Source organism: Microbulbifer sp. MCCC 1A16149, assembly GCF_050368945.1.
GTDB lineage: Bacteria > Pseudomonadota > Gammaproteobacteria > Pseudomonadales > Cellvibrionaceae > Microbulbifer.
Map to the genome: position 1 here is coordinate 901,219 of NZ_CP185959.1, position 12,885 is coordinate 914,103.

The 12,885-nt window shown below is 59.0% G+C and carries 9 protein-coding genes; 6 read left to right on the forward strand and 3 right to left on the reverse strand.

Features of this window, described 5'->3' with window-relative positions:
- Positions 1–190 precede the first annotated feature (190 nt).
- Positions 191–1,495: a Xaa-Pro dipeptidase gene (pepQ, locus tag ACONT6_RS03645; protein ID WP_428820465.1), complete on the reverse strand. Its 1,305-nt coding sequence runs from the start codon at positions 1,493–1,495 to the stop codon at positions 191–193.
- A gap of 98 nt (positions 1,496–1,593) precedes the next feature.
- Between pepQ and purU the strand changes: the two genes are divergently transcribed.
- The 3 genes from purU to ACONT6_RS03660 all read left to right on the forward strand — a co-directional run bounded on the left by purU (position 1,594) and on the right by ACONT6_RS03660 (position 3,729).
- Positions 1,594–2,430, forward strand: coding sequence for a formyltetrahydrofolate deformylase (gene purU, locus ACONT6_RS03650; RefSeq protein ID WP_181253982.1), 837 nt, complete (start codon positions 1,594–1,596; stop codon positions 2,428–2,430).
- 23 nt (positions 2,431–2,453) lie between these two features.
- Complete coding sequence (locus tag ACONT6_RS03655; protein ID WP_428820466.1) at positions 2,454–2,861, forward strand: hypothetical protein; 408 nt, start codon at positions 2,454–2,456, stop codon at positions 2,859–2,861.
- A gap of 133 nt (positions 2,862–2,994) precedes the next feature.
- Positions 2,995–3,729, forward strand: a complete 735-nt coding sequence (locus tag ACONT6_RS03660) for an MHYT domain-containing protein (RefSeq protein ID WP_428820467.1) — start codon at positions 2,995–2,997, stop codon at positions 3,727–3,729.
- A gap of 81 nt (positions 3,730–3,810) precedes the next feature.
- Here the strand turns inward: ACONT6_RS03660 and gcvP are convergent, their stop codons facing one another.
- Positions 3,811–6,702, reverse strand: a complete 2,892-nt coding sequence (gene gcvP / locus ACONT6_RS03665) for an aminomethyl-transferring glycine dehydrogenase (RefSeq protein ID WP_428820468.1) — start codon at positions 6,700–6,702, stop codon at positions 3,811–3,813.
- A 513-nt stretch (positions 6,703–7,215) separates the two neighbouring features.
- Between gcvP and ACONT6_RS03670 the strand changes: the two genes are divergently transcribed.
- Together ACONT6_RS03670 and ACONT6_RS03675 are read left to right on the forward strand one after the other, a co-directional pair.
- The gene (locus tag ACONT6_RS03670) at positions 7,216–8,973 is read left to right on the forward strand and encodes a diguanylate cyclase domain-containing protein (protein ID WP_428820469.1); all 1,758 of its coding nucleotides are present in this window, start codon (positions 7,216–7,218) and stop codon (positions 8,971–8,973) included.
- A 268-nt stretch (positions 8,974–9,241) separates the two neighbouring features.
- The gene (locus ACONT6_RS03675) at positions 9,242–9,490 is read left to right on the forward strand and encodes a hypothetical protein (protein ID WP_181253977.1); all 249 of its coding nucleotides are present in this window, start codon (positions 9,242–9,244) and stop codon (positions 9,488–9,490) included.
- Between the two features lie 13 nt (positions 9,491–9,503).
- Here the strand turns inward: ACONT6_RS03675 and argS are convergent, their stop codons facing one another.
- On the reverse strand, positions 9,504–11,240 hold the full coding sequence (gene argS / locus ACONT6_RS03680) for an arginine--tRNA ligase (protein ID WP_428820470.1): 1,737 nt from the start codon (positions 11,238–11,240) through the stop codon (positions 9,504–9,506).
- A 147-nt stretch (positions 11,241–11,387) separates the two neighbouring features.
- Between argS and sbcB the strand changes: the two genes are divergently transcribed.
- On the forward strand, positions 11,388–12,839 hold the full coding sequence (sbcB, locus tag ACONT6_RS03685; RefSeq protein WP_428820471.1) for an exodeoxyribonuclease I: 1,452 nt from the start codon (positions 11,388–11,390) through the stop codon (positions 12,837–12,839).
- The last annotated feature ends 46 nt before the right edge of the window (positions 12,840–12,885 follow it).

Genomic DNA, 12,885 nt, shown 5'->3' on the forward strand with positions numbered 1-12,885 from the left:
TCAACTCCATTTGAATATTTCCCTGGAGCTGATCTTATCTAAGTGAGATTTGTTTGGCTATTATTTGAGCGAAATCGGTACTTGTGTGCGAAGTGGGGAATGTAATCAAGGTTCGCCTGCAGGGCAGGCTCCTACAAGGGCACCGTGCCAAGTAGGAGCCTGCCCTGCAGGCGAATGGAGTACTTATCTATCAATAACAATCCCGCGTCATATTCTCCACGCGATCCGCGTGCACAATAAGATTGTCCTCAATACGCACACCGCCGAACGGACGCAGTTTTTCCACCTTGTCCCAGTTCACTTCATCTGCCAGCTGGGATTCCTTCAGGTCTGCCAGCAGGCTCTCGATAAAGTAGAGGCCGGGTTCAATGGTGAAGACCTGGTTTTCCTCAATGGTGCGAGTGGTACGCAGGAACGGGAACTCCGACGGCGGCGGGGTAGTGCCGCCTTCCGGTGCGGTCTGGTGGCCGCCCACATCGTGTACCTGCAGGCCGAGGAAATGGCCGAGGCCATGGGGCATAAAGGTACTGGTGAGGCCGGATTCCACCGCGCTTTCCGGGGAGGTCTTGATCACGCCGAACTGCTGGAGCAGCTGACCAATCTTGTTGTGGCATTCGCGGTGCAGCTCGATATAGGAGGCACCCGGAGTCAGGCCCGCAACCAGTTCCTGCTCTTTCTCATGCATCGCCGTAACCAGATCGGCGAACTCGCCTTCGCGGTAGGCGTAGCTGCGGGTAATGTCGGCGCAGTAGCCGTTGCAGTCGGCACCGGCGTCGATCAGGAAGCTGCGGCGTTCGCTTTCCGGCAGCCTTTCTGTGGATAAGTGGGTGTAGTGCAGGATGGCACCGTGCTCGTTCAGGCCCACAATATTGCCGTAAGGCATCTGGTTTTCGCCCTGGCCGGCGGCCTTCATATATGCCAGGTTGATTTCGAATTCGCTGGCTCCCGCGCGGAAGGCGTCTTCCGCAGCTTTGTGGGCACCCACGGCGATGCGGTTGGCTTCCCGCAGGCAGGCGAACTCGTAGGGCGTCTTGTAAGCGCGCGCCCAGTGCAGGCGGTCGATCAGGTGCTGTGGATTACGCTCGCCAATCTCCCAGCCCTCCAGTTTTGCGGTCTCGCCAATAAAGGCCGCGTCTTCACCGTTCAGAAACGACTTCGCCTCATCCGGCTTGGCGAGTAGCTCGATGTCGTACTCATCGCTCCAGAACGTCTGGGGTGCGGGCGGCACGTAATGCCAGAAGTCTACCGGGCGGTAAAACAGCAGCTTCGGCTTCTGCCCGCGACGGTAGATCACCCAACTGTGCGGGTTGTCGGTAACCGGCACCAGGGCTTTGAACTGGGGGTTCACGCGGAACGGGTAGTAGTTGTCGTCAAGAAACTGCACGGAAGGTGCGCCGCTGAAGACGTTCAGGGTCTCAAAGCCGCACTGTTCGAGAATATCGTCGTAGCGTTTGCGCAGGGTGGCCAGGTGTTCGCTGAAGAGTTGCTTGTCCATATTGCCCCGAATTTGGTTAAAGATTAGCCTGCGTGGCAGGTGCACGAATGCACATAGTGTATAGTCGGCACTCTGAATAATTAGTCTGATTTTGGGCCATGGAAAAGAAGATACTGCTAACAGACTGCCCGGATGCCAAGGGGCTGATCGCGAAGATCACCAACATCTGCTACAAGCACCAGCTGAACATTACCAAGAACGACGAGTTCGTCGATCGCGCCCAGGGCCGCTTCTTTATGCGCACTGCCCTCGAGGGCAACTTCAATGATACGACCCTGCTGGAGGATCTGGACCTGGCGCTGCCCGAAGGGGCGGAGCGCAAGCTGGTTGCCAGTGGCCGCAAGCGCCTGGTGCTGATGGTGACCAAGGAAGCGCACTGCCTGGGCGATATCCTGATGAAGTGCTACTCCGGTGCGCTGGATGTGGAGATCGCTGCGGTAATCGGTAACCACAATAATTTGCAGTCATTGGTGGAGAAGTTTGATATCCCTTTCCACTGGGTACCGGCGGACAACCTGGAGCGCGCGCAGCACGAAGAGCAGGTGATGCAGCTGGTGGACAGCTACGAACCGGATTACCTGATTCTCGCCAAGTATATGCGGGTGCTGACTCCACAATTTGTGGCCCATTACCGGAAGCGCATTATCAATATCCATCACTCCTTCCTGCCAGCCTTTATCGGTGCCAAACCCTATCAGCAGGCATTCGAGCGCGGGGTCAAGATCATCGGGGCTACGGCACACTTTGTGACCGACGACCTGGATGAGGGGCCGATCATTGAGCAGGATGTGATTCACGTGGACCATGGTTACTCTGCTGAGTCCATGGCCAGTGCCGGACGCGATGTGGAAAAGCAGGTGTTGAGCCGCGCACTGCAACTTGTGTTGGAAGAGCGTGTCTTTATTCACGGCAATCGAACCGTGGTGTTCAAGTAGCGTTTAAAAATTAGGGGAAAGCGATGTTCAGCCGTTTGTTCTTCAATTCCTTGTGTGCTTCTGTGGTACTGCTTGCTGGATGCGCCAGCGAGCCCAAAGCGCCCAACCCTGGGCTGAAGGAATCTTTCCATACCGAAATTTCCGCGAACGGGTCCAAGCGCTTTACCTATTCCCTGGAAATGGCGGCGCCGATGATTCGCGGGCCCTACACCGAGAGCCCCAACATGCGCAATGGCATGGTGCGGCAACAGGATATGGCGAGGGCCTCCAGAGGAAGTCGGACCCAGGAGCGCGACTTTGACTATGCGCTGAAGCTCAAACTTCAGGAAACCGGATTCTGCTGGGATGGGTACTTTGTGATCGATCGGGTGGTATCCCGCCTCGGTGGTGAAGTGCGCGGCGAGTGTCGCGATCCTGCTGAGCGCCGATAAACCTCTCTTCAACCCCAAAGAGTCTCGCGGAAACTGATCTGCTACTGACAAAACCACGTATGAGAAGTATGTCGTCCAGATTTGTGGGCGCCGTCACATGGTTTTTGTTAAGCGAAGTTTCTTCGGGGCCCTTATGTTCGATCAATACAGTATTCCACTGGTCATCCTTTCCTATTGCATTTCCGTACTCGGGTCCTTTGCTGCATTGCAGCTGGTTACCGGCATCTCAGAAGCTGTTATCAAGGCTGATCGGGTGCGAGCCATACTGTTCGCCGGTCTTGCCATGGGCGGCGGAGCCATCTGGTCAATGCACTTTGTGGGCATGATGGCTTTGAAGTCCCACATGCCGATGTCCTACGACGTATTGCAGACGTTGCTTTCGGTTGTGATTGCCGTGGCTGCCTGCACTGGTGGCCTGGCAATATTAGGTAGCGGACGTTTTACCATCGACAAGCTTTTGCCTACCTCTATCCTGATGGGTATTGGCGTTGCCGGTATGCACTATATGGGGATGGAAGCGATGCTGATGCCGGCGACGATCGAGTACAACCTGAATATTCTGATCATCTCTGTGGTGATTGCAGTGGTTGCCGCTTTTGCAGCGCTGTGGATGGCTTTCCATTTGCACGGTGTCTGGCAGAAGCTGGGAAGCGCTCTGATCATGGGGGTTGCCGTTTGCGGAATGCATTACACCGGTATGACGGCGGCCACTTATCGACATACCGGCGTAGTGCCAGAATCCGGCTTCGCCGGCGCCCTGAGCGGAGAATATCTCGGTGGTGTAACCATGGTGATTAGCGTAGCGATAATTGCGATGGCCCTTAAAGTCAATCACTGGTATCGCAATCGTCCAACGGTTCCAGCATGATGTGTTAAACATTTGGCGCAACAAAAAAGGCCGCGACCTGTTTCAGGTGGCGGCCTTTTTTATGGGCTTAATCCAGAGGGATTAGTCCATATAGCTCTCAACCGGCGGGCAGGAGCAGATCAGGTTGCGATCCCCGTACACATTGTCGATACGGTTGGATGCCGGCCACACCTTGTGATGCTTCAGCCAGGCCGCCGGGCGACCGGCCACCTCACGGCTGTACGCGTGGGTCCACTCGTCGGTCATCACGTCGTCCTGGGTGTGCGGCGCGTTGTGCAGCGGATTGTCCTCTGCGGTGTACTTGCCGTTGGCGACATCGTCCGCTTCCTGGCGAATGGTTGCCATCGCTTCTACGAAACGATCCAGCTCTTCCTGGGCTTCGGATTCAGTCGGCTCGATCATCAGGGTGCCGGCGACCGGGAAGGACATGGTCGGCGCGTGGAAACCGAAGTCCATCAGGCGCTTGGCAATGTCTTCCTCGGTGATGCCGCTGGTTTCTTTCAGCGGGCGCAGGTCGATCAGGCACTCGTGGGCGACAAAACCGTTGCTGCCTTTGTACAACAGCGGGTAGTGCTCACTCAGTTTCTTGGCCACGTAGTTGGCGTTCAGGATTGCCGTTTCGGTGGCCAGCTTCATGCCGACTTTACCCATCATGCGGATGTACATCCAGCTGATCGGCAGGATGCTTGCAGAGCCCCAGGGCGCCGCAGAGATGGTGCCATTGATCGGGTCGTTGCCCGGAACTTCGGTCACCGGGTGGCCGGCCAGGTAGGGCTTCAGGTGTTCGCCAACCGCGATCGGGCCCATCCCGGGACCGCCACCACCGTGGGGAATACAGAAAGTCTTGTGCAGGTTCAGGTGGGATACGTCACCGCCGAACTTGCCCGGCGCAGCCACGCCGATCAGTGCATTCATGTTGGCACCGTCGATATACACCTGGCCACCGGCGTTGTGGATAAGCTCGCAGATCTCGCGAATGCCTTCCTCGAATACACCGTGGGTGGACGGGTAGGTGACCATCAGCGCGGCGATACGGTCGCCGTGTTCCTCGACCTTCGCTTTCAGGTCGGCGATGTCCACATTGCCCTTGCTGTCACAGGCAACCACAACCACCTTCATGCTCACCATCATGGCGGAAGCGGGGTTGGTACCGTGGGCAGAGGCGGGGATCAGGCAGATATCGCGCTGGCCTTCGCCCTTGGCTTCCAGGTACTTCTTGATCGCTACCAGACCGGCGTATTCGCCCTGGGAGCCGGCGTTCGGCTGCAGGCTCACGGCGTCGTAACCGGTACAGGCGGCCAGCATCTGTTCCAGCTGTTTGAACATCTCGCGGTAGCCCTCGGCCTGGTCGACCGGGGCGAACGGGTGCAGCTTGCCGAATTCTGGCCAGGTCACCGGGATCATTTCCGCGGTGGCGTTGAGCTTCATGGTGCAGGAACCCAGCGGAATCATGCTGTGGTTGAGCGCGATATCCTTGGACTCCAGAGTCTTCAGGTAGCGCAGCATTTCGGTTTCGGAATGGTGCGTGTTGAATACCGGGTGGGTCAGGAATTCACTGTCGCGCTGCAGGCTGGCCGGTACACCGGCGGGGCCCTTGGCGGACAGTTCGCGGTCGATTTTGCCCAGGTCCAGTCCGTTGTCGCCGCCGACAAAGATATCCAGCAGTTCGGATACGTCCTGCAGCTTGGTGGTTTCATTCAGGCTGATGCCCAGGGCGTCGCTGCCAACCTTGCGCAGGTTGATCTCTGCCTTGATCGCGCAATCGTAGATCGCAGATTGCTTGTCGCCCACGGATACGGTCAGGGTATCGAACCAGCTGTCGTGGGTCAGGTTCAGGCCTTTTTCCTTCAGGCCGGTTGCCAGAATGTCGGCCAGGCGCTGGATGCGCGCGGCGATGGTCTTCAGGCCTTCGGGACCGTGGTAGATGGCATAGAAGGCGCTCATCACCGCCAGTAGTACCTGTGAGGTACAGATGTTGGAGTTGGCCTTTTCGCGACGGATGTGTTGCTCGCGAGTCTGCATGGCCATACGCAGGGCGCGCTTGCCCTTGCTGTCCACAGAGACACCGATGATGCGGCCGGGCGCGGAGCGCTTGTAAGCTTCGCGGAAGGCGAAGAAACCGGCGTGCGGGCCGCCGTAACCCATGGGGATACCGAAACGCTGGTTGCAGCCAACCACCACGTCCGCGCCCATTTCACCCGGTGCTTTCAGGGCGACCAGGCTCATCAGGTCCGCAGCGACGGTCACCAGGGCGCCGGCGTCGTGCACCTTGGCGATCAGGTCGGTCAGGTCGCGTACCACACCGGTGGAGCCGGGGTACTGGAATAGGGCGCCGAACAGCTCTTCCGGCAGTTCGGTTTCCGGGTTGCCTACCAGCACGTCAAAACCGAAGTGCTCGGCGCGGGTTTTGACTACCGCAATCGTCTGCGGGTGGCAGTCGGCATCCACAAAGAAGGTGTTGGACTTGTTGCGCTTCACCTGGCGCTTACACATGGCCATGGCTTCTGCAGCGGCGGTGCCTTCGTCCAGCATGGAGGCATTGGCCAGTTCCATGCCGGTGAGGTCCATGATCATCTGCTGGAAGTTCAGCAGGCCTTCCAGGCGACCCTGGGCGATTTCCGGTTGGTAGGGGGTATACGCGGTGTACCAGCCCGGGTTTTCCAGCACATTGCGCAGGATCACGTTGGGGGTAATGGTGTCGTGGTAGCCCATACCGATAAAGGTGCGGAAGATCTTGTTGCGGCTGGCCAGGGCTTTCAGTTCCGCCAGCGCTTCCTGCTCGTCCACGGCATCCGCCAGGTCCAGGTCGTCTGACTTGCGGATGGCGGCGGGAACGGTCTTTTCAATCAGTTCATCCAGGCTGGCAACCCCGAGGGTTTCTAGCATGGCCTGGGTCTGCGCCGCATCCGGGCCGATATGGCGGCGGATAAATGCGTCGTGCTGTTCCAACTGCTTGAGGGAAGGCTGGGTCATGGTGGATGGATTCCTGTAAACACTGAATGTGCAGCCGGTGCGCTGATGTCGGGAGCTACCGGTAAAAAATAGCAAAGTGGGCCAATGGCAGGGGCGCGGCCTGACGGCGGCCGGCGTTGCCGGGGCTGGATGTCTGTGCAATCGACATCCGGTAATACTGGTGTGGCAGAGTCTGCTTGCCCAACCGGTATTCATGGCCAGTTTGTGACCCGGTATTGCTGCGGGTTCCGGCCGGCGCGCATCTTAGCAACGGCAGGGATTGTGGGCAATTCGCACTCATTTAGGTCAAATCTATGCTGAATGAGCGGCGATTTTGTGACATATATCCTGTTCTGAGTTAGTTGGCGTTATTTTATTCTGCGTGGCGTCAGTCCCAACTTCGAATTCGATGATTTGCGCCATACTGACTGGACATAAAAATGTAGTCGATGTCGAGTGCGGTAGTCCTTCGTACCGGGCGCCTAGTGGAGAATGGCGTCAGGACATCCACTCCCAAGGAATCGGGGCTTCTACGTGTTGCATTTGGCCAACCTCAACACCCTGCGCTTCAAAGCCAGCCTTTTCTCGCTGCTGCTTGTGGTGGCGATGTGCCTGTTTTTTATTCTGCTCGGTAACGGCAGCCTGCAGTCCCTGCTGGCCAAAAGCCGCGAGCACCGTCATCTCAATTTTCAGTTCCAGGTTTCCGGTTTGTTAGAGGAGTCGCGACAGGAGCTGTCGCGTCTGGCGGAGCTGATCGCCCTGAGCCCGCGCGGACGAATTTCTTCACGGGATGAACTGCGCAAGACGATGAGCCGGCAGTGGGAGTTACTGCAGCACAGCTGGGACCTGCACTCGCTCAAGGTATACGACGCCGGCAGTGAACCGGTATTGAGTTGGGGGTCCCCGCACAACGCACTGACCCCGGACCAGGTGAAACAGGTGCTCCTGCGCGGACAGCCACTGGATCTGGTGCACTGCGAACACACCTGTGTACAGAGCCTGTCGCTGCCCATGCGAGCCCGCGGCGGCGATTATGTCCTGCAGGTGGACCGCCCGCTGGCAAACCAGTTGCGCCGTTTTCGCGAAATGACCGGTTCGGATATCGCCATCCTGTCCGCGGAGAGGGAGGAGGCGCCTGCAGAGGCCAGTAGCAAGTATCTCGCATCCTGGCGCCGCGAGGTCCTGTCGCTAACGTCGCAGGAGCGGGTGCTGCCGCTGCTTACCCGGGTAGCGGGTGAGGTGCCTGCTGTATCCGGGCTGCATCGATTGCGGGTTTTCGAACTGGACGACCGGGAGTTCGATATCCGTACCATGCGGGTGGATGTGGATGAGCAGGGTGCCCAGTTTGTATTTATCGAGGATGTTTCGGAACAGGTGGAGCACATCGACCAGTCGGTGAGGCTGCTGTTCCTGTTCTCGGTGCTGGGTGCACTGATCTTCAGTGCCGCGGTGGCCGGTACCCTGTGGCGCCCGATCGTGCGCCTGCGGCGACTGGCCCAGGCGCTGCCGTTGCTGACCAATGGCCGTTTCGATGAGGCACGGCGACTGATCCGCCCGGTCTTCAAGTCCATAGATAAATTCGATGAGTTGGATGTGCTGGATAACACAGGACTGACGGTGTGCGACCAGCTGGAAGATATGAATGACATGGTGACCCGTAAAACCGCTCAGCTGGAACAGATCGCGATGCACGATAGCCTGACCGGGCTGGACAACCGCTACAGCCTGTTCGAGCAACTGGAGTTTCACCTGCAGCTGAGCGAGCACCAGCCGGAACCGGTTCCGGAGCGGGGCTATCTGTTCTTTATCGATCTGGACGATTTCAAGCTGGTGAACGATACCCTGGGCCATCAGGGCGGCGATGAACTCCTGTGCGTGATTGCCCGTCGCCTGTTAAGTGTGATGCGCTGTGGCGATATTGTCGCGCGGCTTGGCGGCGACGAGTTCTGCGTGCTGGTGCGGGACCTGAAGGGGCCGGAGGCCTACCGGGTTCTCGCCGAGAAGTTGCTCAATACTGTGGCGCAGCCGGTGAAAATCGAGGATAGCGGAGTAACCGTCACCATGAGTGTGGGGGTAGTGGCCGTGGAAGAAAAAGGGGAGACCCTGGAGACCATTCTGCAGAAGGCCGACATCGCCATGTACCACGCGAAACGCCACGGGAAAAACAAATACCAGCTGTACACCTCGGACCTGCGTGCGGAGGCGGAAGAGGTACGTGCATCCCCAAACCACTCGCTGCCCGGCAAAGGACCAGTAACCTCGCTCGAGCTGGTGACGTCCAAACCCCGCTGAGTTTCCCGCTTTAATTGCTGCTTTACTGTGCCTCCTCTGCTCGCGTCCTGCGGGCAGCCTTTCCCCGTTTTCCCGGGAAAAATTTCTTTCGCGACCGGCGTAGTCGGCGCACTTGATCTATGTTTATAAGGATCCTGCGCGTAAATTCTGCACCGGTGTATCCCCGCGTTACAGAACTTGCGATGGGAAGATGAAGTGATTGCCGCATCGGCAGTATTCGGGCAGTCCGGGCCACAAGCCTGGTGAAGAAAGGTTAGTCAGTCGCAAAATGGCGAGTAAAATTTACACCACCAACGATCAACTCCTCGGTAGTTATCTGCGAAATCTACTGGAGTCCGCCGGTTATTCGGTGTTGACCCAGAAGACCCGGGTGGAGCCGGCACCTCCTGCAGGGCAGGGTGGACCCGGTGGGCCGGGCAACCTGGACTGGTCTTCAGAGCTCTGGCTGATCCACGATGCGGATCTCGCCAGTGCCCAGCAGGTTTTACAGCAGGCACTCTCGGGCGAGAGCGCCTGAACATTTACCGCGTTTACATCTGCTCCAGGACTTCGATACCCAGCAGGTCCAGACCTGTAGCCAGGGTGCGTGCAACCAGATCGCACAGCTGCAGTCGGCTCAGCTTCTCTTCTTCACTTACCCCCTCTTTCAGCACCGGGCAGGCTTCATAGAAGCCCATGTAGGCACTCGCCAGTTCGTACAGGTAAGTACACAGTACGTGCGGGAAGGTGTCTTTGGCCACCTGATCCAGTACTTCACCAAACTGATTCAGCTTGATTGCCAGCGCGCGCTCAGCGTCGGTACCGAGGATAATGTCGCCTTTCAGATCGGACGGGTTCACACCGGCGCGGCGGAAAATACTGCGCACCCGGGTGTAGGCATATTGCAGGTAGGGTGCGGTGTTGCCCTCAAATGCCAGCATTGAGTCCCAGTTGAACACGTAATCGTTGGTGCGGGTTTTGCTGAGATCCGCGTACTTCACGGCGCCGATACCCACTACGCGTCCGATCAGTTCCCGCTCTTCCTGGCTCAGGTCCGGGTTCTTTTGTGCGACCAGTGCGGTGGCTCGCTCCACGGCTTCGTCCAGCAGTGCGGCCAGTTTGACGGTGCCGCCGGTACGGGTTTTGAACGGCTTGCCATCCTCGCCCATCATGGTGCCGAAGGCGCAGTGTTCCAGGGACACGGTTTCCGGCAGGAAACCGGCCTTGCGCGCGGTGGTGAATGCCTGCTTCAGGTGCAGGGACTGGCGCGCGTCCACCACAATCACGATGCGGTCGGCTTTCAATTGATTGGCGCGGTAGCGAATACCGGCCAGGTCGGTGGTGGCGTACAGGTACCCGCCGCCCTGTTTGCGGATGATCATCGGGCTGGGGTTGCCTTCCTTGTCGGCCATCTCCTCGAGGAAGACTACGATCGCGCCCTGATCTTCCACGGCAATGCCGCGGTCGAGCAGTTCCTGCACCAGTACCGGCAGGTCGTCGTTGTAGCGGCTCTCGCCGTAGACGTCGCTGCGCTTCAGGGTGACGTTCAGCTTTTCGTAAATTTCTTCACTGTGGCTGATGGAGATATCGATAAAACGCTGCCACAGTTTCAGGCATTCGGGGTCGCCGCCCTGCAGCTTCACCACGTATTCCCGTGCGCGGTCGGCAAAGCCTTCCTCTTCATCGAAGCGGATCTTGGCTTCGCGGTAGAATTTTTCCAGGTCCGCCAGGGCGACTTCCGCATCTTCTTTCTGAATCTGGTCCGACAGATGCGCCAGCAGCATGCCGAACTGGGTGCCCCAGTCGCCCATGTGGTTCTGGCGAATGACCTTGTGTCCCTGGAATTCCAGCAGCCGCGCCAGGGCGTCGCCGATGATGGTGGAGCGCAGGTGGCCCACGTGCATCTCCTTGGCCAGGTTGGGCGCGGAGTAGTCCAGCACCACGGTCTGGGGTTCGGCGATGGTGGCGATATTCAGGCGATCGTCGGCACGAGCGGCGGCCAGGGTTTTACCCATCCAGTCCTCGCTCAGGTGGATGTTGATAAAGCCGGGGCCGGCAATCTCTACTTTCTCGATCATGGGCTGGTCGCCCAGGTTATCCACAATCTTCGCCGCCAGCTCGCGGGGATTGGTGCCCACTTTCTTGGCCGCAGCCATGGCGCCGTTGGCCTGGTAGTCACCAAAGCCCGCCTTCTTGGCCGGGGCCACCGCCGGGCTACAGTCCGCGGGAATGCCCGCGGCGGTCATGGCGGTCTGGAAAATGTCGTTGAGCTGCTGGCGAATATTCATAAAGGAATGCTGATCCGAATTGGGATTCTTGGACAATATAGAGGAAGGCGGGATTGTAATGTGCCCCCTTAGCATTGCAAGCTGCACGGGGAGTGACGCGATTCTGGGTTAACATGGTGCCTTTTGCGGCAATTATCGGGGGGAGAGATGTCCGGCACCACACTTTACTGGCATGACTATGAAACCTGGGGCGTGGACCCGGGCGCAGACAAGCCCTCCCAGTTTGCCGGTATCCGCACCGATGAAGACCTCAATATCGTCGGTGAGCCACTGATGATCTATGCCAAGCCCACCAGTGATTGCCTTCCGCAGCCGATGGCGGCGCTGGTGACCGGGCTGGCGCCGCAGAAGGCTTTTGCCGAGGGGTTGCCGGAGATCGAGTTTATCCGTCGCATCCTCGACGAGCTGGGTGCCCCCGGCACCTGTGGTGTGGGGTACAACAGCCTGCGTTTTGATGACGAGGTCACCCGCCACACCCTCTACCGCAACCTGCTGGATCCCTACGAGCGTGAATGGCGCTCCGGCAATAGCCGTTGGGACATCATCGACATGGTGCGCCTGACCTACGCCCTGCGCCCCGAGGGCATCGAGTGGCCCCAGCGGGAGGTGACCGGTGCGGACGGGACGGTGACGAAGGTGCCATCCTTCCGCCTCGAGGAGCTGACCGCGGCCAATGGCATCAGCCACGAGGGCGCCCACGATGCGTTGTCCGATGTGCACGCCACCATAGATATGGCGCGCCTGATCCGAGAAAAGCAGCCCAAGCTCTACGACTATGTCTACAACCTGCGCCGCAAACAGGCGGTGGCCAAGATACTCAACCCGCGTGAGCGCAAGCCCCTGCTGCATATCTCCGGCAAGGTGCCTGCCAGCCACGGGCACCTGACCTATGTGCTGCCCCTGGCGATGCATCCGGTCAACCGCAATGCGGTGATCTGCGCGAACCTCGCCATGGATCCTCAGCCGATACTTGATCTGGACGCAGAGGCACTGCGCGAGCGTCTCTACACTGCCCGCGACAAACTGGCGGAAGGGGAGCTGCCGGTTGGGCTGAAGCTGATCCATATGAACCGCTGCCCGGTGCTCGCTCCGGCGAAAATGCTCTCCGACCAGCGCGCCGCTGAGCTGGGCATCGACAAGGCGGCCTGCGAATCCCACTGGGCAACCCTGCGGGATCTGGACCTGACCGAGAAGTTGCACGGGGTTTTCCTCGATGGCGATTTCCCCGCCCGGGATGTGGAGGCCCGCCTCTACGACGGATTTATGAATGACGCCGACCGCGACCTGTGCCGCCAGCTGCACAGCGCGCTGGCGAGCCGCGGCCCGCAGGCTCTCGCGGCGGAGATCCCGTTTTCCGATTCCCGATTGCCGGAGCTACTCTTTCGCCTGAGGGCGCGCAACTTCCCCGAAACGCTGAGCGAGGAGGAGGGCGAACGCTGGGAAGAGTGGCGCTACCAGCGCCTGACCGACCCGGCGTTTGGTGCCAGCATCACCATGGAATCCTACTTCGAAGAGATTGCGCGTATGCGCGAGGAGTATCCGGATCGCTCGGCGCTATTGGACCAGCTGGAAGCCTGGGGAGATTCTCTGCTGGGTTAACCCGGAAGCAAATCCTCATTGTAGGAGCCTGCCCTGCAGGCGAACC